Source organism: Aquella oligotrophica, from assembly GCF_002892535.1.
GTDB lineage: Bacteria > Pseudomonadota > Gammaproteobacteria > Burkholderiales > UBA11063 > Aquella > Aquella oligotrophica.
Genome location: NZ_CP024847.1, coordinates 1,703,660 through 1,725,071, shown reverse-complemented (window position 1 = coordinate 1,725,071; position 21,412 = coordinate 1,703,660). Strand labels below are relative to the sequence as shown.

19 protein-coding genes, 1 pseudogene and 1 riboswitch are annotated in these 21,412 nt (G+C 36.8%); of the genes and pseudogenes, 17 read left to right on the top strand and 3 right to left on the bottom strand.

What is annotated here, in order from left to right:
- Positions 1-106: 106 nt before the first annotated feature.
- On the bottom strand, positions 107-2,662 hold the full coding sequence (locus tag CUN60_RS07940) for a glycoside hydrolase 64/thaumatin family protein (RefSeq protein WP_102951524.1): 2,556 nt from the start codon (positions 2,660-2,662) through the stop codon (positions 107-109).
- A 359-nt stretch (positions 2,663-3,021) separates the two neighbouring features.
- A riboswitch (FMN riboswitch) is annotated at positions 3,022-3,166 on the top strand.
- Between the two features lie 266 nt (positions 3,167-3,432).
- On the opposite strand from CUN60_RS07940, the gene ribD reads away from it, so the two are divergent.
- The 6 genes and pseudogenes from ribD to ribH all read left to right on the top strand — a co-directional run bounded on the left by ribD (position 3,433) and on the right by ribH (position 9,526).
- Positions 3,433-4,512 (top strand): bifunctional diaminohydroxyphosphoribosylaminopyrimidine deaminase/5-amino-6-(5-phosphoribosylamino)uracil reductase RibD, encoded by a 1,080-nt coding sequence (ribD, locus tag CUN60_RS07935; protein ID WP_102951523.1) that lies wholly within the window; start codon positions 3,433-3,435, stop codon positions 4,510-4,512.
- Between the two features lie 52 nt (positions 4,513-4,564).
- The gene (locus tag CUN60_RS07930) at positions 4,565-5,674 is read left to right on the top strand and encodes an anhydro-N-acetylmuramic acid kinase (protein ID WP_102951522.1); all 1,110 of its coding nucleotides are present in this window, start codon (positions 4,565-4,567) and stop codon (positions 5,672-5,674) included.
- A pseudogene (locus tag CUN60_RS07920) lies at positions 5,661-6,980 on the top strand (MFS transporter). The gene CUN60_RS07930 and the pseudogene CUN60_RS07920 overlap by 14 nt, the downstream one beginning before the upstream one ends.
- Positions 6,981-7,020: 40 nt before the next feature.
- Positions 7,021-7,683, top strand: coding sequence for a riboflavin synthase (ribE, locus tag CUN60_RS07915; protein WP_102951519.1), 663 nt, complete (start codon positions 7,021-7,023; stop codon positions 7,681-7,683).
- A 135-nt stretch (positions 7,684-7,818) separates the two neighbouring features.
- Complete coding sequence (gene ribA / locus CUN60_RS13405) at positions 7,819-9,003, top strand: GTP cyclohydrolase II (RefSeq protein ID WP_102951518.1); 1,185 nt, start codon at positions 7,819-7,821, stop codon at positions 9,001-9,003.
- A 55-nt stretch (positions 9,004-9,058) separates the two neighbouring features.
- A complete protein-coding gene (gene ribH, locus CUN60_RS07905; protein ID WP_102951517.1) occupies positions 9,059-9,526 on the top strand; it encodes a 6,7-dimethyl-8-ribityllumazine synthase in 468 nt (155 codons plus the stop codon).
- 112 nt (positions 9,527-9,638) lie between these two features.
- On the opposite strand, the gene CUN60_RS07900 is transcribed toward ribH, so the two are convergent.
- On the bottom strand, positions 9,639-10,985 hold the full coding sequence (locus tag CUN60_RS07900) for a DEAD/DEAH box helicase (protein WP_102951516.1): 1,347 nt from the start codon (positions 10,983-10,985) through the stop codon (positions 9,639-9,641).
- Between the two features lie 176 nt (positions 10,986-11,161).
- On the opposite strand from CUN60_RS07900, the gene CUN60_RS07895 reads away from it, so the two are divergent.
- Positions 11,162-11,653, top strand: coding sequence for a DUF2062 domain-containing protein (locus CUN60_RS07895; protein ID WP_158649351.1), 492 nt, complete (start codon positions 11,162-11,164; stop codon positions 11,651-11,653).
- Positions 11,653-13,770 carry a helicase C-terminal domain-containing protein gene (locus CUN60_RS07890; protein WP_102951514.1) on the top strand — a complete coding sequence of 706 codons (2,118 nt, stop codon included), beginning with the start codon at positions 11,653-11,655 and terminating at the stop codon, positions 13,768-13,770. The genes CUN60_RS07895 and CUN60_RS07890 overlap by 1 nt, the downstream gene beginning before the upstream one ends.
- A 13-nt stretch (positions 13,771-13,783) precedes the next feature.
- Here CUN60_RS07890 and CUN60_RS07885 read toward each other — a convergent pair whose 3' ends face one another.
- A complete protein-coding gene (locus tag CUN60_RS07885; protein WP_102951513.1) occupies positions 13,784-14,818 on the bottom strand; it encodes an FUSC family protein in 1,035 nt (344 codons plus the stop codon).
- A gap of 116 nt (positions 14,819-14,934) precedes the next feature.
- Here CUN60_RS07885 and rsmD point away from each other — a divergent pair, with 116 nt between their 5' ends.
- From rsmD to metK, 9 genes are all read left to right on the top strand, one after another.
- Positions 14,935-15,471, top strand: a complete 537-nt coding sequence (rsmD, locus tag CUN60_RS07880) for a 16S rRNA (guanine(966)-N(2))-methyltransferase RsmD (protein ID WP_102951512.1) — start codon at positions 14,935-14,937, stop codon at positions 15,469-15,471.
- Positions 15,472-15,484: 13 nt separating this feature from the next.
- Positions 15,485-15,733, top strand: coding sequence for a YfhL family 4Fe-4S dicluster ferredoxin (locus tag CUN60_RS07875; RefSeq protein ID WP_102951511.1), 249 nt, complete (start codon positions 15,485-15,487; stop codon positions 15,731-15,733).
- Positions 15,734-17,272, top strand: a complete 1,539-nt coding sequence (locus tag CUN60_RS07870; protein WP_102951510.1) for an alpha/beta hydrolase family protein — start codon at positions 15,734-15,736, stop codon at positions 17,270-17,272.
- A complete protein-coding gene (locus tag CUN60_RS07865) occupies positions 17,259-17,663 on the top strand; it encodes an NUDIX domain-containing protein (RefSeq protein WP_102951509.1) in 405 nt (134 codons plus the stop codon). The genes CUN60_RS07870 and CUN60_RS07865 overlap by 14 nt, the downstream gene beginning before the upstream one ends.
- A 25-nt stretch (positions 17,664-17,688) precedes the next feature.
- On the top strand, positions 17,689-18,483 hold the full coding sequence (locus tag CUN60_RS07860) for a thymidylate synthase (protein ID WP_102951508.1): 795 nt from the start codon (positions 17,689-17,691) through the stop codon (positions 18,481-18,483).
- A gap of 6 nt (positions 18,484-18,489) precedes the next feature.
- On the top strand, positions 18,490-18,981 hold the full coding sequence (locus CUN60_RS07855) for a dihydrofolate reductase (RefSeq protein ID WP_102951507.1): 492 nt from the start codon (positions 18,490-18,492) through the stop codon (positions 18,979-18,981).
- On the top strand, positions 18,968-19,900 hold the full coding sequence (locus CUN60_RS07850) for a DMT family transporter (RefSeq protein ID WP_102951506.1): 933 nt from the start codon (positions 18,968-18,970) through the stop codon (positions 19,898-19,900). The genes CUN60_RS07855 and CUN60_RS07850 overlap by 14 nt, the downstream gene beginning before the upstream one ends.
- 19 nt (positions 19,901-19,919) lie before the next feature.
- Complete coding sequence (locus CUN60_RS12955) at positions 19,920-20,066, top strand: hypothetical protein (protein ID WP_158649350.1); 147 nt, start codon at positions 19,920-19,922, stop codon at positions 20,064-20,066.
- Positions 20,067-20,244: 178 nt separating this feature from the next.
- Complete coding sequence (gene metK / locus CUN60_RS07845) at positions 20,245-21,408, top strand: methionine adenosyltransferase (RefSeq protein WP_102951505.1); 1,164 nt, start codon at positions 20,245-20,247, stop codon at positions 21,406-21,408.
- Positions 21,409-21,412: the final 4 nt, after the last annotated feature.

The window sequence follows — 21,412 nt, the reverse complement described above, 5'->3', positions numbered from 1 at the left end:
TTGTTAATTGTTTAGTAAGCATTAAACCTGTATTGTCCCAGAAATTCAGATTAAATGCAAAAAAGCCTCATCAAAAGTGATGAGGCAAATTGATAGCAACTAATAACTAGTGAAGGGCAGGTTCAGGAGTCCCGCTTCCAAGGTTATTAATAGTTATTGTGTAGTTAGTACTATTTTGGCTACCACCTGTTGCATTGCTACAGGTAAATGTTGAAGCAAAGTCATCATACGGGAAGGTATAGCAGGTTGGACAAGCTTGTTTTAACCAAATGATGGTTGGCAAAACTTGGCTCATCCATTCACTATTTACAGTCACCGCAGGACCAGATGGTCTTGTTATTCCATAGCTTTGATTGTTAACATTATTCCAGTTTACACCACCGCATGCCATAACCGATGTTACCGCATTTCCATTTGAATAGGTTGGTGATTCACCATAAGCTGAATAAGTGTTGTTATTACATAATTGATAATTCCCAACTAGTATAGAGCTAACGCCCTGATAAGCTGGACTTACTGCATATGATGTAAATAGGTTAAATGGTGAAAGATTGGTTATTGATTCATTCCAGCCAAAAATTTGATTGGCAGTTGCCCATGACACAAATTTACCACATATTCGCTGTGAAGATTCAAAAGCATAAGTGCCTGTTGCAACTTGAGAATATTCCCAACCGCATGTTGCGCCAGCATTACAGCCTGTACCATTCGTATTACATGTCCCATAATTTATACCAGCAGATTCAACTACTGCAAAATATGAAGCGGGTGTATCACTTTGGGAAATACTGCCAACAATAGAGGATTCTGTAGGAGTAAGTACCCAGTTACTAGCTGGTAATCCGGCACTATTTTGGTTAGTATAACTCCAGCCACCATTTTGAGCAGTAAATGACCCAGCTTGTCCACAGCTATATGCATCTGTTGAGCTTACAGGTGTCGTTGTTGGTCCAAATGTAAGAGCATAATTTACTCCATTAATAATTGATACATCGTAGTAATCAACTGAAGAGTACTGATAAGTAACTTCGGCTAGTGTTACCGCTGGATAGGTTGGACCTGTTCCAACACCGCTTTCAGATGGTGGGCAAACACCGGCTGGACATTTATCAGCATGGTAGTTACCTGACCATTGAATTTGTTGAGTTCCAGTAGTTACACCATTGGAATTACTGATGAAAACTGTGGCACTGGCACCTGATTCAAGTTGTTTTGATCCGGTAGCCACTGATAATGGACTCCAAAAACAGAAGTAGGTTGAACTTTTACTTGGGTTCGCGCCACCTTGAGCACAAGTCGTACCAATCGGGCAAGCTGCTTGAGGATTACTTGGGCCACACATTGAACCTGCACCAGGTGCACTTCTTTCATCAAAACTGCCACCACTTGTGGATTGTAGCGGATTAATAAATGACATTGCAGAACCGCTAGTAAAACCAAGCTGAACTTTATCTTTTGAGTTATTGGTAAAAGTAATTGTCCGACCAGTTGTTGATGGTGAAACAACATTAAGTGTAAGTGGAGAGTTTTTTAAATTTGGGATAGAATTAGTTGTACTTCCAGCATTTACAGTTATTGATGATATCTGTACTTGATAACTTCCGTTTTGACTAGCAATTACATTCAATCCACAATTTGGTATTGTATTACTTATCACACAAGTTGTAGTTTGACTGGTTGTAGTCGCTGCTCCAGGATTATATTGATAAAACTGTAAGTTTGAGTTATTACTGGTGATTGTTAGGGTTAATGATTCTGCCACACCATTAAAACCTTTCCAGTTTACAAATATCGGTGCATTTAATCCTGAGAATATGGTGTTATTACCTGTAGAGTTATGTTGAGTACTTAGTGTAATAGCTCCACTTTCTGGATTGGTTGTTCCTATTACATTAACAGGTATTGCACTATAGCTAGTGTTTAAACTTCCAACAGGCTTAAGGCTTGTACTAACATTAGTGTTGCTATATAGTGTTGCTTGAATGTTACAGGTTGGTTGTTCAGTAGAAAGAGCACATTGCTGAATATCAACTCCAGCCACAAAACCAAGCGTACAATTACTACCGGAACAGCTGGTAGGAGATTCTGCTAGATTTACGTAAAGGGGTTCACTTGCTGATACTCCTGAACTACTTTCCAGTACTGCAGTAAATGTAATTTTATGTGGGGCTGATTCAAGACTTGGGTATAAGGCGGTATAAGACGTACTTTCGCCCTGTCCAAAAATATGAATTCGTCCATAGACTACCGACTCTCCCACCTGCCCACTAATTGTTGTAGTTGGATAACCATTTGATGCTGCCGAAATACTAACACTTCCATTTTGTAATCCTTGAATTTTTAGAACGCAGCTAGATTGTTCTTCAGTTCCACTTGAAACTGTACATGATGCGGGTGTTACTGTGGCAATTGCCGGATTAGAACTAGTAAAGTTAACGGTCTGATTGCTAACTCCAGTACTATCCTGTAGTGAAAACAAAACGTGTCTTAGACTTCCATTTGTAACTTGAATGGTTCCCGATGGAGTAAAAGTTAACTGCCCACTTGCTGGTGGGGTGCTTGATGAGCTAGTTCCGCTGCTACATGAACTTAACAAAATAGCAGTTGCAGAAATACACAGTAAGTACCTGACTGCTGGTTTGATTTTATTTTTGATGTACATTTTAAATGTTCCCTTGAATTTATTTGATTTATTTATTAAAAAATTCTCTACTTGTTAGTTTTATAAGTCTAGTTAATCATACCTCCTGATTATAGCCAGTAATATTATTGGACTACCTTTTTTGTAAAGCAAGCTTTAAGGGATAGTTCGATGTATTATATTCATTCATTGTAGCATAAATATATTGAATTGTGTTAAAATCCTACTGTTTAATGCTGCGAATAATGATTTCATTATATCCATGGATTGTATCAATTTTTATAGACCAATATAAGCTGCCATTTTGGCAGATGGTTGCATAAACTACATATAATTATTTTACTTATCCAGTAAACTTGACGTGTTATAATCTTTCCCGTTATATCTTTCGGGGCGAGGCGCAATTCCTCACCGACGGTAATAAGCATTTTGCTTTTAGCCCGTGACCTGTAAGTTTTTTGGCTTACAGTTGATTCAGTGAAAATCTGAAGCCGACAGTAAAAGTCTGGATGGGAGAGGGATATAGGTAATAAGCGCCAATAAAATACTTAAACCTAATATAGTTAAAGTAAGTTTGATCACTATTTTTTATAAAAGATGTATAATATTTTTGAGAATTAAATATCTATACATATTTGATCTTCTACTTATACATTAAATGCTTTTTGTCGCTTAGCGTCACTATGGCTGCGAATTACTGCGCATATTATGTTATCCCCTCAGCTATTTACCTTTCTCATATCTCCGATTTTATTTAATTACAATAAATTAACTAATTTACTATCGATAAAATGCAAGATCAAATCTATATGCAGTTAGTGCTTGAAATAGCAAAAAACACTATGCTACAAACTTTACCGAATCCGCATGTCGCAGCTATTGTTGTTAAAGACGGAGTAATTCTTGGCATCGGATGTCATTTACGACCAGGCGATCATCATGCTGAAATTTATGCTATACAGCAGGCTGGAGCCGCTGCCAAAGGCGCTACTTTGTATGTTAATCTTGAACCCTGTTCGCATTACGGTAAAACTCCACCATGTGCTAACGCGATTATTGCTGCTGGAATAAGTCGTGTAGTAATTGCTAATCTTGATGAAAACCCTTTGGTTGCGGGCAAAGGAGTTGCTAAATTAAAAGAGGCAGGAATTCTAGTTGATATAGGTATTTTGGCTGAAGAGGCTTATCGATTGAACCAAGTGTTTTTTCATAATGTTAAACACGTACAACCTTTTGTTACTATTAAGGTCGGTATGAGTCTAGATGGGAAAATTGCTAGCTATAAAAACCTAAGTCAGTGGATTACCTCTAGGAGTTCAAGAAAAGATGCTCATCAGTATCGGATAAATCATACCGGAATACTGGTTGGGGTTGGTACGGTCTTATCGGATGACCCTAGTTTGACTCCACATTTAATTGAAAATGCACCAAGAAATCCAATTCGGATAGTATTAGATAGCAATTTAAAAACGCCACTGTCTGCAAGAGTTATTGCTGATAAACTAGCCCCTACAATTATTTGTACTACGGTTAGTGATAAAATAAAACTTGAACTATATCAATATGCGGGTGTAGATATTATTGTTCTTGAAAATCTTGAAATTAATACTGTGTTAAATGAGTTATATAAAAGGGGAATTTATTCAATATTGGTTGAAGGTGGTGAAAAAATTTATGCTTCATTTATTGAGTCAGGAAAAGTTAATCAAATAATTAGTTATATCAGTCCACAGTTAATAGGTTCAAGAGATGCCAAGCACTTTTTTGCTGGAAATGGTTTTGCTGACCTGATGACAAATATGAAGTTAAAACTTGAAACAATCAGCCAATTAGAGAATGATGTTAAGCTAATATACACAAAAGCACTTTAAAGCTTTTAGTATAATTAGTAAGTATTCAAGCTACGGAAAAGGGAAGAACATAATGAATTATATTGGAATAATGTCAGGCACTAGCCTTGATGGTATAGATGCCGTTTTATGCAATTTTGATAATAATGATAAATTAACTGTATTGGCAAAGTGCTCAATTCCGTTTGATCGCGGGTTACAGGCAGATTTACAGCAATTATTACGGACTTTTACCCTTCACCTGAAGGAATTTGGTGAGCTTGAAGTGCGTCTAGCTTATGATTATGCCAAAGCAGTAAAGCTACTTCTAAAAAGTGCAAATTTAAATCACAATGAGATTACCGCGATTGGCTGTCATGGACAAACTATTTTTCATGAACCAATCGGGAAATATCCCTTTTCCTTGCAGCTTCTGGATGGAAATAAGTTAGCTCAGCTAACTGGAATAAATGTTGTCTGTGATTTTCGGCGGATGGATATGGCATATGGCGGACAAGGAGCGCCGCTAACGCCGGTATTCCATAAATATTTTCTATCTGGTACTAAACCACGGGTCATTCTTAATCTGGGGGGAATTGCCAATATCACCATGCTAGATCCGGCATCCGAAAATGTGACCGGGTTTGATACCGGACCCGCTAATTGTCTGATTGATTTATGGGTTCAGGATCGTTTTGGTTTACCTTATGACAAAGATGGTGTATTAGCCAAATCCGGTACGGTTATCGCTGAATTACTCGAGATTATGCTTAAAGATGAGTATTTTCAATTACCAGCACCCAAAAGTACGGGGAAAGAAATTTATCATTTAGACTGGATTAAAGCAAAATTAGCACAAGCCACAGCTCAATATTCTGACGAAGATGTCCTTTGTACTTTGACAGAACTTACTGCCCAAACAGTTGCTGATGCTATTGCTAGTCAAATTTCTACTTCTAGTGTCGAAGCTATCTATGCTTGTGGAGGCGGGGCATTTAATGGTTTCTTGCTAGAACGAATTTCTCATAACAGTGGTATTCAAGTTACGACTACCAAAGAATTAGGGATCGATGTTGACCAGCTTGAGGCAATTGCATTTGCTTGGTTTGCTAAAAGACGAGTCGAGAAAAAGCCAGCTAATTATGAAAGCGTAACTGGTGCCAGCCAGAAATGTATCCTAGGGGCACTTTATGAAGTCAGATAATTATAAAGCCCAGATAATAACACTGACCATCATAACCGGGGTAATTTGTGGTTATATACTTGGTGTGATTGCAATGATTATGCCAAATCTGGTCGGTCATAAATATATGCTGAAAGAGCAGATTTCATTATTGGCAGGTGCCTTGCTTCTTGGCTGTTTCATTTCCAGTATTTATACCGGGAGTTTGTGTGATGCCATCGGACGCAAGAAAGTAATTTTTATTACCATGCTTATTTATGTTATTGGCATCTGTTACTTTATAATTGCCAAAAATTATTATCATTTATATGCTGCCCGCTTCATTCAGGGGCTTGCCTATGGGATGTGTGAGATAGTTATGCCTTTATATTTAGTGGAAGTATCTGAAACTAGATGGCGTGGTCAGATAATTACTGCCTTTAAAATGGCAAATACTGGTGGTGCATTAGTTGTGAGTCTTGTTTGACTTGGGATTGATACTAGCTATTATCCTGCTGCTTTTGCTATCGCATTAATTATTCCGATTTGGGTATGGTTACTAACGCGCAAACTTCCTGAATCACCACGCTGGCTTGTGAGTAAAGGTAAACTCGAGGAAGCAAAGCTTACACTTAGTCGAGTTAACCCTGCAACTGCGCTAAACGTACTTGCTGAGATAAAAAATGCAGTTAGTGGTACATCCGGTAAAATTAGTGATCTTTGGCAAAAAAATAATCTACTCCCTTTTTTGATAATTCTTGCGGCAGTGTCATTAAATCAGTTGACTGGGATTAATGTCTTTGTCCAAAACAGCCTGCAAGTTCTTAAAGAATCAGGCATCTCATCAGATATTGTTGGTGTTTTTGGCAATATTAGTATTAGTCTAGTAAATTTTGCTGCAATGACCGCAACACTATTTTTGGTTGAGAAGATTGGTAGGAAAAAGATTCTGATTATTGGTACTAGTGGCTTACTATTGACGCTAATTTCTCTTTTTAGTGCACATTTAATCTTCCCACCGGGTGAGACAATTGGCTATATAACCCTAGCGGGTATTATCTTGGTAGTTGGTTTTTTTGCGTTTGGTCCTGGGGCGTTAATATTAGTTATTTCAACGGAGCTATTACCAAACAATGTCCGTGGAGTAGCAATTTCAGTTGCGTTTACCATTGGTGCTCTGGTTGGTACAGTGTTTGTTTCGTGGTTTGGCGCTTTGGTAGCAATAATTGGTTATGCAAAACTATTTATGTTTATGGCAATGTTTGTCTTTTGCTACTTGCTAATTAGCATGTATATTCCTGAAACCAAGGGCAAATCCCTTGAGAAAATAAACTGGAAAAATAGATAATAATTCATTTTTAAGTAATAAATAATAGGTATAGATAAAAATGTTTACAGGTATAATTGAAGAAATCGGTAAAGTTAAATCTATTACAAAGTCAGGTAATACATTACGCTTAGTAATTGCCGCCAAAATTGTGACTAAAGATGTAAAACTTGGGGATAGTATTGCAGTTAATGGTGTTTGCCTGACGGTAACCAAATTTGATAGTAATTCATTTGCGGCAGATGTTATGCCTGTTACATTTTATGCTACCAATTTATCTGGGCTATTGGCTAATTCACAGGTTAATCTTGAACGAGCAATGGCAGCAAATGGTCGCTTTGGTGGACATATGGTAAGTGGTCATATTGATGGCGTTGCTAAAATCGTAGCAATTAAAACTAATGAAAATGCAATTATCTATACTATTGAATTAGTATCTGGGTTGGAACTTTTTTGTGTCGAAAAAGGCTCGATTGCTATTGATGGTACTAGCCTTACGATTGCTGCAATTAGTGGTAGAAAACTTAGCGTATCATTGATTCCACATACTCGAAAGCATTCCATACTTGGGTTTAAAAAGATCGGGGAATTAGTTAATATTGAATGTGATATTATGGCAAAACAGCATGCCAAGCTTTCTGATAATAAGCTATCAGGAGGCTATAAGACTGACAACTCTTCTGAGATAACTGAGGGTTATCTTGCAGAGCATGGGTTTATTTAACATATATACTCAAACCGTTTGAAGTTCCTGGGGTGTTGTTTCGTTCCTTGCTTACTATCTGTAAGCGTCGTCACTCACGCCTACCATGAATCTTTAATCTGATTGAGTATACTACTGGAAATGAAAGGGTGATAATTGTTTAATACGATAGATGAAGCAATTGCTGATTTGAAGCTTGGGAAGGCAATTATAGTTTGTGATGACGAAAACCGTGAGAATGAAGGTGATTTTTTGGCAATTGCCGAAAAAATGACTCCCGAAACCGTTAATTTAATGATTACTCACGGTAAAGGGCTACTCTGTAGTCCAGTAGGTCTTGAAGTGGCTAAGCGACTCGGGCTTGAACCGATGGTTAGGCGCAATCGAGATAATATGCAGACCGCCTTTAGCCAGAGCATTGATCATATAGATTGTACAACTGGTATTAGCGCCTATGAGCGATCTTTAACATTGCTAAAAATGGCAGACAGTAAGACTGCTATCAATGATTTTCGTGCACCCGGACATATTTTCCCGCTACTTGCTAAAAAGCATGGTGTAATGGAGCGACCTGGGCATACCGAAGCTGCAGTTGATTTGGCAAGGCTTGCTGGTTGTAGTGAAGTTGCTGCCATTTGTGAGATTATTAATCCGGATGGAACAATGTCACGGCTACCTGAATTGATTGAGCTTGCAAAGAAATTTGAATTGAAACTGATTCATATTAAAGATCTGATAGACTACCGTAAACTTAATGATAAGCTAATAGAAAGAATAGCTTCATCCAAATTACCGACCAAATACGGTTCGTTTGAGATGGTGGGGTTTCGTTGTATAGTTGATAATCAAGAGGCGGTTGCGTTAGTAAAAGGAAATCTTGATTCTAATTCGGTGCCTTTAGTGAGGATACATTCCGAATGCCTGACTGGTGATGGTTTTGGTTCATTACGTTGTGATTGTGGTGAACAATTAGCTGCAAGTCTCAAGCAGATTGAAGAAGAAGGTGGGATATTGATTTATCTGCGTCAAGAAGGGCGAGGGATTGGCTTATTGAATAAGATTAAAGCTTATGCATTGCAAGATCAGGGCATGGATACCGTAGAAGCAAATCTTCATCTTGGATTTCCGGATGATATGCGCGATTATTATCTTGCGGCACAGATTTTGCGTGATCTCGGAATTAGTTCAATAAATTTACTAAGTAATAATCCACGTAAATTCAGTGCACTTGAAAAATATGGAGTAAAAATTGCTGGGCGTAAAGAATTGATAATTCCAGCTAATCAAGTAAATAAAGATTATTTGGATGTCAAAGTAAGTAAATTAGGGCATATGTTATAGTATAAGTTTTATTAAAGATTCAACGTTAAAAAATTAAAATTTTAGGAGTTCAAATATGTTATTTCAAGGAAATTTGGTTGCGGCAAAAGGTAAATATGCGATTGTCGTTAGCCGTTTTAATGAGTTTATAACTGGCAAATTGCTTGGTGGTGCAATTGATGGACTTGAGCGTCATGGTGTTAAGGCGGAGGATATTGATACCGCTTGGGTACCAGGTGCTTTTGAGATTCCTTTGGTTGCCCAGAAGCTTGCTGCTAGTGGCAAATATAATGCGGTAATTACCCTTGGTGCGGTAATCCGTGGTTCTACAACCCATTATGATTATGTGTGTAATGAAGTGGCAAAAGGTGTTGCCAAAGTTCAGCTAGATACTGGGGTTCCGGTTGTATTTGGTATTGTTACTACTGAAAATATCGAGCAAGCAATTGAACGTGCTGGTACTAAATCAGGGAATAAGGGTTATGATGCAGCAATAACTGCAATTGAAATGACTAATCTATTGCACAATATTTCAAGTAAATAACCAATTAATTAGTTAATTGGTTAATGTTTTAATGATGCCATTATTTTTGGTAGTAAATGGCATCATTATGCCTTAATAGTATAACAACACATACTGTAGAACTGCCAGCAGATTATTTTGATCTGGTTTTTTTGATTGGCTTAGTTAATAATACGGTAACTTCTTGTTTTTTGTTGATTTTTTGAGGTTTTGCTAGCGGTTCGGTTTTTATTGTTTTTTGCTTTATTAAACCTTTATCTTTCTGATTTGCTATTGGTTTATCCTTTTTTTGCTGTGTTCGCGGTTTTTGCGGAGAGTCTTTTTGCATAGTATTGGCTGTTACTTCAAATCCACTAACTAATTCTTCAGGAATTTTCATGCCAATTAACCGCTCAATTGAGTTCAATAATTTTCTGTCATCCTGAGATACTAGGGATACTGCATCACCAGTTTTACCTGCACGACCAGTACGTCCAATTCTGTGTACATAATCTTCTGGAACATTTGGTAAATCAAAATTAACCACATGTGGTAAATCTACAATATCTATCCCCCTCGCAGCAATATCAGTTGCAACCATTATTTGCAGTGAGCCTTGTTTAAATTCTGCTAGTGTTCTAGTTCTTACCGACTGGCTTTTATTGCCATGAATAGCTAAAGCGGAAATACCTTGATTAGTCAGAAATTCAGCCAGTTTATTGGCACCGTGTTTGGTTTTGGTAAACACTAAAACCTGAAACCAGTTTTTCTCTTTTATTAGGTGGGCAAGCAGAAATTTTTTCTTGTCCGCATTGACGAAATGCACTTTATGATTTATTAATGGAACAGTACTGTTACTTTTTTCTGTTTCAATTAATACTGGTTTATTTAAAAAGCTTTCTGCTAGAGATTTAATTTCCTTAGAGAAAGTTGCCGAAAAAAGCAGACTTTGACGGGTTTGTGGCAATAATGCTAGAATTTTCTTGATATCGCGGATAAAGCCCATATCAAGCATTCGGTCAGCTTCATCCAATACTAATATTTTAATTTGAGATAAATCTACATTTTTTTGAGCTATATGATCAAGCAGCCTGCCTGGAGTTGCTATTAGAATATCAACCCTACTACGTAAGCGTTTAATTTGTGGATTTAAGCTTACACCACCAATCATAATCATTGAAGTTAAAGTCAGATTTTTACCGTAAATGTTAACACTTTCTTCTACTTGAGCCGCTAATTCCCGAGTTGGTACTAAAATCAGGGCTCTTATCGGAGGACGTCCAGAGGATGGTCCTTTGACAGATTTATCTGCAAGTAGTTGTAAAATTGGTAATGTAAAGCCAGCAGTTTTACCACTGCCAGTTTGCGCACTTGCCAAAACGTCGTTGCCAGCTAGAATGGCAGGAATGGCTTCAGTCTGAATTTTAGTAGGCTTTGTATAACCTCGTTCGCTAAGTGCATCTAGTATTGAATCAGACAAACCTAATTCCGAAAAAGACATTTTAGTATCCCTGTATAGTTAAAACATTGTGATTTTACATCAATTAGTCCTCTTAATAGGTATTTATTTCATGATGATTCAGTTTAGGAGATGCTCTTCATTCTTTTTTATACTCATGGATATAGCTATGCTTTGATAAAATACAGGATTCAAAAAATATAATTTGGAGATATGGCTTGGTTGCCCGTAAATTAAAAAAATACATCCCAACGCGTGAGTACGTTGAAAATCATAAGTGCTTTGGATTTATTAAACATAAACTTGAGGATAAGCCGTATTTATGGGATTTTCAACGTTGGCAGGTGGTAAAAGCGACTTGGATTGGTGTATTCTGGGCTATGTTGCCAATGCCTTTTCAGATGCTTCCAGCGGCACTTTTTGCCATATTGTTTCGTGCTAATATACTCGTTGCGATTGCTTGGGTTTGGGTAAGTAATCCATTTACCATGCTACCAATTCTTTATTGTTCATATTACCTCGGTTGCCATGTCTTGGGCATCGAATTCTCTACCAATATGATCAGTGCCAATTTTCATCATATTTTTGCTAACTGGCATTTGCTACTACTACCGCTTATAGTAGGCTCTATACTCTTTGGCATAATTTGCTCGATTTTGGTTGCTGCCATTGTCTGGTTTATATATGGTTTAAAAGGTAAACAATTCTAATGGCAATTGAGCGTACCTATGCCAATATAACCGCGAATATTGCTGATTTTAAGGCTAGACCGAGTCAGCTTGAAATGGTAAAAGTTATTTCGCAGTGCTTATCAAATATTAAAGATGACTTGAAAGATGGCCACAATCTTTGCATGATTGAAGCACCGACCGGAACTGGTAAGAGTCTTGCTTATCTCATGGCTGGAGTAACGGAGGCAATAAAAGTTGGCAAAAAATTAGTTATTGCTACCGCCACCAAAACGCTACAAGGGCAACTTTCAAGTAAGGACATTCCTTTATTTATTAAGGCAAGCGGCATAAAAATCAAGTATGGTTTAGCTAAAGGTCGGAGTAACTATCTATGTCCTTATCAGCTTGAAAATAGCATGTCAGATGTGGCTAGTGATATGGTTGCCCAAGCGGATAATTCAGCCGAGAAGCTGACAAAAATTGCAACGGCATTTAGTAGTGGCTGGGATGGTGATTTGGATAATGCACCAGTCATGATTGAAAATAAACTAAAGCCACTAATTACGGTAGATAAGCATCAATGCCTTGGCTATCAATGTCCACACAATCAAAAAGATGAATCGCGTTGCCCATTTTATAATAATCGCGAATATTTGAAAAGCTGTGATTTGATTGTTACTAATCATAGTCTCCTAATGGCGGATCTGGATAGCGGTGGAGGTAATGTCCTACCTGTCAAACCAGAGAGCTATTTCTTGTGTGTCGATGAGGCGCATAATTTCCCGGGGTATGCCATTAATGGATTCATGGGGCAGTTTGATTTAAGGCAAAGTATTGGCTTAGTTAATAATGCAATGAAGCTGATTACTAATCCAGCAAGTAATAGTTATATTGTCGATGATATTCCATTTTGCGATAATCTGGTTGCCAAAGGACAGGATTTAGTAGATGGAATGGAAAACTTCCTCCAGCTATTAAAAATTAATAATTCAGTTTTTAATAACGGTATTTTGATCTTAAATGATTACCTGAATGCAGCGATTACTCAAGATGTAAAAGATTTATTTATCGTAATTGCGTTTAATTCTGCTGAATTTGTTGATGGTATGGAAAAGATTCAGGAGAAACTGAAAGAGCGGATAAAAAATGGTGGTGATTATCTTGCCGAAGCAAATCTAGTAAAACTGGGATTTTATCTGTCGGCAATAGCACAAATTGCCAATACCTCAAATTATCTGATAAATCAGGATAATTCACGCTATAATGCGAATGTCCGTTGGGTAGAGCAGATTATTAGTGGCGGGAGTGAAGATTATAAAATTACTTCGGGTGTAACCCATGTGGGTAATCTACTGATAAATAAGCTTTGGAATCGGGTATATGGAGCCTGTTTAACTTCTGCCACTCTTGCAGTGGGAACCAGTTTTGAATATATTAAATTCCAAATGGGGCTAAATCTTCTTCCTAAAGTAGTCACAGTCAAATTACCGTCAAGCTTTGATTATAAAAATCAAAGTCAATTAGTTATACCTCGGTTTCAGTACGCACCAGAATTTAATATGCGCGAGATGTTTCAAAAAGAGCTAGGTATATATCTTGGTCAGATCCTTAATTATAGTGATCCTTATGGTACTTTGGTGTTGTTTTTTAATCGGCAGCAATTGATAGATAGCTTTAAACAATTACCTGTAAAATTACAGAATCGTGTTTTATTGCAAACTGAATTTAGCAGTAATCAAAAACTGATCGCTGAACATAAAGAGACAATTGATAGCGGTATTCCAAGCATTATTTTTGGGCTAAACTCTTTTGCTGAGGGTGTGGATTTGCCTTCGCGTTATTGTATGCATGTGGTAATTACTAAATTGCCATTTGAAACCCATAAAGATCCAGAAAGCATGGTTCGTGAATATTGGGTAAAAGCTGAAAATGGTAATTATTTTATGGATGTTTCATTACCCGAGGCTGGGATAAAATTAATCCAAGCGGTTGGTCGTTTACTACGTAATGAAAGCGATTATGGGCAGGTAACTATCTGTGATAATCGGATTGTTCTTAAACAATATGGTGGTCTTTTATTAAAAGCCTTGCCAGAATTTAGCCGCAATTATAATCCAGAATTTATAAAACAGGCATTGGCAGTATCCAGTAATTAGAGCTCATTTAATCTCACTTTACGGGGCTTTTTTGGGTAAGTTCCCAAATGCCTAATGCTAGAAAACCAATACTAATCCCAATTAATGAATTCATTACTTTTAGGTGTACATAGGTGTGGCTGGGGGCATTCATACCGATTGCAATGCAGGTGGTAGTTATCAAATAAAAGGCAGTAACAATGATTTGGCGGTTAAGATTTGGTGATTTTATTTGTTCCAGTGATAGTATTAATGCTGCAATCATAAAGCCCCATAATAATAAAGTTGCAATTAAAGCATGTTGCCCAAGAAGTGAAATTAAACCATTGGCTAATGGCCAGCCAATTAAACTACCAATCGCAATTCCTTTGATCGCGCGTAGACTACCATTTTTATCATTTCTTTGTAGGCAAGATACAGCTGTAACTACTGCCCAGTTCGGTTTTAAATCATGAAATCCTGAACATAGACTATATAAAATAGTAGCAGTAAGAGCACCACGGATTGCTAGTCTTACTGCTTCTTTATGAAAGTCTATCCAGTCACGTAGAGTGATTTTAAAAATATCAATGTATTTACGTTCGGCTTCATGTTGTATATTATTAGTGAAGAAAGCAAAAGTTAGATTTAGAATTAGTTGTGCTTCCATATAGGCAACAACAGTTGCCATGATTTTTTCCTGAAATGGGAAGCTAACGAAGGTAGTATCAATCAGTAGAGCTTGAATGTACATCCAAAGCTGACTACTTTTATTGAAACCATTATCTTTTAGGATAAAATAAAAATAAGTAAACCCAAAGATAAGTAGCGAATATAAAACATCATTGCTACCAATCAGGTGTGCAATCAAATAGTAGATCATAACCGTCAGAAAATGGTTGAGAATATTACGATCAAAGAATTTTGGACTTTTTGCAGTATGAAATCCGATAAATGAGAGGCTGGCAATTTCAATCCAGATGAAAATGAAATCGTTGGTAATAATGTAACCAGTTACATTAAGCAGAAAGCTCAAGGCATGGGCATAAATATTGGCTCTTTGTTCGGCAGGGATTCTAGGGAAATACATAGCTTAAAAATAAAAATTTGCAATGATTATTGCTTATTATACCATCCATTAAAAATCTGATTTGGTTCTTTAGCTTCTAATTTGTTAAAATACTGCTTTTATTATAAAGTTTTACAATGGGTAAAATCCGTATTATCGGTGGAGTTCACCGTAGTCGGCAACTTTCGGTTATTGATGCGCCAGATTTGCGACCAACCCTTGATCGGGTAAAAGAGACTTTATTTAACTGGCTAGGGCAGGATTTAACGAGTAAGAAGTGTCTAGATCTTTTTGCTGGTAGCGGCTCGCTAGGTTTTGAGGCCTGTTCACGCAATGCCGCTAGTGTAGTGATGGTTGAAGAAAACTCTAAGGTTGCGAGGCTGTTGACTGATAATACTAAACTATTGAAAATAGAAGCCAGCGCTACAATAGTTTGTCGTGAGGCTTTAGCGTATTTAAATACTTGTAGTGAAATTTTTGATCTGATTTTTCTTGATCCTCCATATAAAGGGAACTTACTTTCACAATCTTTGCTGGTAATTGATAAAATCCTTGCAAAAGATGGACAAATTTATATAGAATATGAAAATCAACCATTAATTCCGGAAAAATACCGGGTAATAAAACAGGGTAAGGCAGGAAATGTAAAATTCGCCTTACTTGAATTGATATAAAATTGGAACTAAAATGTCGTTAAAAATTACGGAAGAATGTATCAATTGTGACGTCTGCGAGCCAGAATGCCCGAATAAGGCAATTTATCAGGGGGCAGAAATTTATGAAATTAATCCAGAATTATGCACTCAATGTATCGGTCATTATGACGAACCGCAATGTCAAATCGTATGTCCGGTAGCCTGTATTGATCTTGATACTGAGTATCCTGAGTCAGATGAGGATTTACTTGCTAAATATAAACGAATCTGGAGTAAGTAGTTGATTCGATTGGTATTAATCATTTGCTTGCTACTGATAAATGCTGTTTGGGCAGAAGGGCAGATTATTTCTCATGGTGGGACACTTAATCTGGAATCTAATGACTACAGTCAGTATTTTACCGATAAAAAATATCAGCAAATTATGCTCTCCGAGAGTTATGGCAAGCAAGTTCAGTTTTTTAAGGTACTTGATTATAAACCTGAAAAATTGTATAAATATTATTTGAACAAAATATGTGCTGGGATTTATATTGCCAATTGTAGTTATAATAAAGAAAACCTGAAGTTATATACAGGCACCGATGTTTCAAAAGAGTCTGGTTTAATCGATAGTAGTATAAAATCAATTGATGGTTATACATTAAACTATACGGCAGTTAATAATGAAGGTAAGCCGCAATTAGTTTCTGGCGCAGTACTTATTCCTGACTCCGCTAAACCACTAAAAGGAATAGTGCTTTTTTATCATCATACCATATTGGATAAAAATAATATTCCATCAAATTTTAATGGTGATGATTTTCAGTTAAGTCGTTTGATGGCAAGTGCAATTGCCTCTGATGGTTACGTGGTGGTTATGCCTGATTATATTGGCTTTGGAATTGATCAACAGAGTGTTCATCCATACATTCTTTATCCCGAAGTAAATGCATTAAGTGGTTTATATATGTTAAAGCCGCTTGAGAGTACTTTGGCAAAAATGGCAATTAATCGGATAGATAATAAAATTCCATTATATATCAGCGGATATTCAGAGGGCGGATCTTATGCTTTATGGGCAGCAAAAATAGTTCAGGATAATTCAGACTATTTTAATAAGCATCCATTTAGCCTGCAAAAAACAGTTCCTATTCTTGGGGCATATAATATATCCAAAGTAACTTGGAGTTATGTTTTAAATAGTCAGACAAAGGATAAACAATCCCCAGATTATATTGAAAATTCGTGGGTGACAGAATTTGCTAAGCCGGGGCTTTATGTTGATGCTGTTCACTCTTACCAATATTATGAAAGTGCATCATTAAATAGTCCCATATTTAATCCAGAATTTTTAGCTTGTAATAATTGTGTGTTTAATGGCGTTAAATACGATCTCTTGAGTTGGATAGAGAAAGCACCAGTTAAAGAGGGGCATAAATACACAGCAATAACCGATGCAGCCAAGACTGTTGGCTATAATAAAGATGGCTCCAATTCGGTAGCAATGTTGACGATACCAGATTTTAAAGATAATCCTCAATTACATGCAAAACTCTTAAATGCCGATATTTATAATTGGAAGGCAACTACTCCGATTAGTTTATTGATGCTTGAATATGACTCGATTGTTCCAAGGTTAAATAGTGAAACTGCGTATATCGGGCTTACTAATAATAATTCACGCTATGTAAAAGTTACTCGGGTACCAAATCAAAATTTTAAAGTGCAGGGCTATATTCCGTGGACTGATGTCGATGTAGATCATCCACAGGGGGTCAGTTTTATGTTATTATTCGCCCGGAAAGAGTTTGCTGAGGATATTAATGCCAATAATTAATGCCTGTTTGGGAATAATTTATAATAAGCTAGAAAACTCGGTGCTTTTGGCTTGTCGTCCAGAAGGTAAACCATTTGCTGGCTATTGGGAATTTCCCGGTGGCAAACTGGAAAGAGATGAGTCGGCTTTTGCAGCACTAATAAGAGAATTAAATGAAGAGCTGGATATTATTGTAGCAATTCCAAATTTATCTTATCTAGATCAGATAGAGTATCAATATCCACATGCTTTGGTGACGCTGGATATTATTCTGGTAACAGCGTGGCAAAATGAACCACAGCCCTTGGAAGGACAAAAACTATTCTGGTATCAATTAGATAAAGATATCGAATTAGAACCATTACTGCCAACAACGGCAAAAATTTTTGAATTACTAGCGAATTATCTTTAGATAATGTCTGGTAATAGGAGGCTTTATGAAACAGTATCATGATTTATTAAAACATGTTCTTACTCATGGAACAAAAAAAGAAGATCGTACCGGAACCGGGACCATCTCTACATTTGGTTATCAGATGCGCTTTGATTTGGCAGAAGGATTTCCTCTTGTTACCAGCAAAAAAGTTCACCTTAAATCAATCATTCATGAGTTATTATGGTTCTTACGTGGTGAAACCAATATTAAATACTTAGTTGAAAATGGAGTAACCATCTGGAATGAATGGGCTGATGAAAATGGTGAGCTAGGTCCGGTTTATGGTAAACAATGGCGCAGCTGGCAGGGCGCTAATGGTGATGTAATTGATCAGATTAGTAATGTTATTGAAGAAATAAAACATAATCCTAATTCGCGCCGTTTGATCGTATCCGCATGGAATGTCGGTGAACTCGATAAAATGGCGTTAGCGCCGTGTCATTCGTTTTTTCAGTTTTATGTAAATGATGGTAAGCTTTCATGTCAGTTATATCAGCGTTCGGCAGATGTGTTTCTAGGTATACCTTTTAATATCGCTAGTTATGCTTTATTAACCATGATGATTGCTCAAGTCTGTGATCTGGATGTTGGTGAATTTATTCATACTTTTGGTGACGTGCATATTTATCTGAATCATCTTGAACAAGTTAATTTACAGCTAAGTCGTGAGCCACGCCCATTACCAACAATGAAAATTGATCCGGCTATCAAATATATTTTTGATTTTGAATATGATGATTTTATTCTGGAAGGCTATGATCCTCATCCGGCAATTAAAGCTCCGGTTGCGGTTTAATTAATCATGTCAAAAATAACTCTTATCGTAGCGATGAATAAAGAACGAGTGATTGGTACCAATAACCAGTTACCGTGGCATATTCCTGAAGATCTAGCATATTTTAAACAGGTAACACTGGGTAAACCAATTATCATGGGGCGGAAGACCTTTGAATCGATTGGGCGCGTCTTACCCGGGCGTAAAAATATTGTGATTAGTAATAAGGGTTATCAGCATGAAGGAGTGGTTTGTTACTCCTCGCTTCAAAATGCATTAGATGATAACACTACTTATGAAGAAATCTGTATCATTGGTGGTGGTCAAATATTTGCTGAAGCCATTAAGTTTGCTGGTACTATCCACATAACGGAGGTGGAGTGTGACGTCACTAATCCTTGTGCCTGGTTTCCGGCTCTTGATCCAAAAGTATGGCAATTTAACATAATTAAAGAGTTTGTAAGTAGCTCCGGGATAAAATGTATAATAAAAGAATATCATAAATATGACTCCAACTAGCCATTCGAGGCAATATATCAAACTAATTTTGGTTATTGCTATTTGGGCAAGCCTTTATCATGTTGCGAAAATTGCAACTAAAGAAACTGGTCCGGTTACAATCGCATTTATTCGTTATATCATTACTGCGGCTATTTTTATTTTTATCCATAAATTTAAAACTGGAAATTTTATACCTAAGCTTGATAAATCTCAATGGCTTTGCATTTTGGCACTGGGTTTAGTTGGGATTTGCTTATATAATCTGCTTTTTTTTAGTGCTGAATCGTTAATTTCTGGGAATTTGGTTGCAATTATGTATGCTTTTGCACCTTGTATTACCACAGTGATTTCCTCCTATGTTTTTAAAGCTAGACTTAATTTTTTAAGTAAAATTGGAATTTTAATTGCACTTTTAGGCTCAATTGGGGTGATCAATTATGCAACTCCGGAATGTGGTAAATTTTTTTGTAGCAATATATTTATGCATGTCGGGCGCGGTGAAGTATTGGGTATGCTTGCAACTATTACTTTTGCCTGTTATTCAGTCATCAGTAAATATACTTCACAAAAAAATGTACCATCAATCACTATGAATACCTACGCAGCAATTATTGGTGCCGTTACTCTTGGTTTATTTGCTTTCCTTGGTGGTGATTTAACAGCTATCCATGAGTTAAATCTGAGCTTTTGGCTTTCAATTTTATATATGTCAATAATTGCAACTGTAATTGCTTATCTTTGGTATACCGATGCGATTATTCAGTTAGGGGTATTTCGTACTGTTGTTTTTCAAAATACCATTCCATTACAGGCGGTGATAATTGGCTATGTGTTCTTTGGTGCAAGGATTGGTATGAATGAGCTTTTGTGCGGACTAATTGTCTTAATCGGGGTTTATATTACCAATTATGCATTAACACTTAAAAATAAAATTTAACTTGATGGGAGGCTAGACCATGCGTAAATTATCAATCATATTTTCTTTTTTATTTTCATTTTTTATCTCTGCATGTGCAAATATGAATACAACTGCACCAGCCGATAATCCGATGGAAGGTACCGCTCAGCAGGGTGCGCCTAGCGATTTTGAACATCGAAATTAATTAGTTTGCTAAAAAAATTATGCTAAAATAATGTCTGCTAAAACCGGATTTGACTCTCCAGCTTGCGCGGTTTTAGATTAAATTACAGCTAAAGGGGGATTTCTCGTATAAATATATTTCTTCTCTTAGCATGTAATTCCCGATATATATTTAATAGTTTAAATTAAAAGGAATTATAATGTCTGAATTTTTATTTACTTCTGAATCAGTTTCTGAAGGTCATCCAGATAAAGTTGCTGATCAGATTTCTGATGCTATTCTTGATGCTGTTTTTAGTCAAGATAAATATTCCCGTGTTGCTGCTGAAACACTGGTTAATACTGGATTAGTAGTGCTTGCTGGTGAAATAACAACTAAAGCGCATGTTAATTATCAACAAGTGGTACGCGATACGATAAGAAATATCGGCTATACCAAGAATGAGTATGGTTTTGCTGCTGATAGTTGTGCGATTTTAGTTAATTATGATGAACAGTCACCAGATATTGCCCAAGGTGTTAATGAGGGCGAGGGGCTTGATCTAGACATGGGAGCAGGCGATCAAGGCTTAATGTTTGGTTATGCTTGTGATGAAACGCCAACGCTGATGCCATTACCGATTTATTATAGTCATCGCTTGATGGAAAAACAATCACAAGTGCGTAAATCTGGACAATTAGCATGGTTACGTCCAGATGCTAAAGCCCAATTAACCGTACGCTATGATAATGTAAGTGGTAAAGCTATTTCATTTGATACTGTAGTATTATCAACTCAGCATGATCCGGAACTAACCCATCGTCAAATCGAAGAAGCCGTGATTGAGGAAATTATTAAACCAACTTTGCCAAATCATATGCTAACTAAAGATACTAAATATTTTATCAATCCAACTGGCAAATTTATCATAGGTGGACCAATGGGAGATAGCGGTCTTACCGGGCGTAAGATTATCGTTGATACTTATGGTGGTGCAGCGCCTCATGGTGGTGGTGCTTTTTCTGGTAAAGATCCATCGAAAGTTGATCGTTCTGCAGCTTACGCTGCCCGTTATGTTGCCAAAAATATTGTTGCTTCAGGTTTGGCACGTCAATGTCAGGTACAAATAGCTTATGCGATTGGGATTGCCAAACCAGTTGGGATTAATGTTCATACTTTTGGTACTGGTAAAATTGATGATCGCAAGATTGAACAGATTGTAATAAATAATTTTGATCTACGTCCAAAAGGTATTATTCAGGAACTGGATCTACTTCGCCCAATTTATAAAAAAACTGCGGCTTATGGCCATTTTGGACGTGAAGAACCTGAGTTTAGCTGGGAAAAAACTGATAAAGCTGAATTACTTGCTAGCTTAATTTAATAAC

Excerpts from the sequence above, each read along its gene's own strand:
- CUN60_RS07940 (WP_102951524.1), bottom strand. The coding sequence starts at position 2,662 with ATGTACATCAAAAATAAAATCAAACCAGCAGTCAGGTACTTACTGTGT.
- ribD (WP_102951523.1), top strand. The coding sequence starts at position 3,433 with ATGCAAGATCAAATCTATATGCAGTTAGTGCTTGAAATAGCAAAAAAC.
- CUN60_RS07930 (WP_102951522.1), top strand. The coding sequence starts at position 4,565 with ATGAATTATATTGGAATAATGTCAGGCACTAGCCTTGATGGTATAGAT.
- ribE (WP_102951519.1), top strand. The coding sequence starts at position 7,021 with ATGTTTACAGGTATAATTGAAGAAATCGGTAAAGTTAAATCTATTACA.
- ribH (WP_102951517.1), top strand. The coding sequence starts at position 9,059 with ATGTTATTTCAAGGAAATTTGGTTGCGGCAAAAGGTAAATATGCGATT.
- CUN60_RS07900 (WP_102951516.1), bottom strand. The coding sequence starts at position 10,985 with ATGTCTTTTTCGGAATTAGGTTTGTCTGATTCAATACTAGATGCACTT.
- CUN60_RS07890 (WP_102951514.1), top strand. The coding sequence starts at position 11,653 with ATGGCAATTGAGCGTACCTATGCCAATATAACCGCGAATATTGCTGAT.
- CUN60_RS07885 (WP_102951513.1), bottom strand. The coding sequence starts at position 14,818 with ATGTATTTCCCTAGAATCCCTGCCGAACAAAGAGCCAATATTTATGCC.
- rsmD (WP_102951512.1), top strand. The coding sequence starts at position 14,935 with ATGGGTAAAATCCGTATTATCGGTGGAGTTCACCGTAGTCGGCAACTT.
- CUN60_RS07875 (WP_102951511.1), top strand. The coding sequence starts at position 15,485 with ATGTCGTTAAAAATTACGGAAGAATGTATCAATTGTGACGTCTGCGAG.
- CUN60_RS07865 (WP_102951509.1), top strand. The coding sequence starts at position 17,259 with ATGCCAATAATTAATGCCTGTTTGGGAATAATTTATAATAAGCTAGAA.
- CUN60_RS07860 (WP_102951508.1), top strand. The coding sequence starts at position 17,689 with ATGAAACAGTATCATGATTTATTAAAACATGTTCTTACTCATGGAACA.
- CUN60_RS07855 (WP_102951507.1), top strand. The coding sequence starts at position 18,490 with ATGTCAAAAATAACTCTTATCGTAGCGATGAATAAAGAACGAGTGATT.
- CUN60_RS07850 (WP_102951506.1), top strand. The coding sequence starts at position 18,968 with ATGACTCCAACTAGCCATTCGAGGCAATATATCAAACTAATTTTGGTT.
- CUN60_RS12955 (WP_158649350.1), top strand. The coding sequence starts at position 19,920 with ATGCGTAAATTATCAATCATATTTTCTTTTTTATTTTCATTTTTTATC.
- metK (WP_102951505.1), top strand. The coding sequence starts at position 20,245 with ATGTCTGAATTTTTATTTACTTCTGAATCAGTTTCTGAAGGTCATCCA.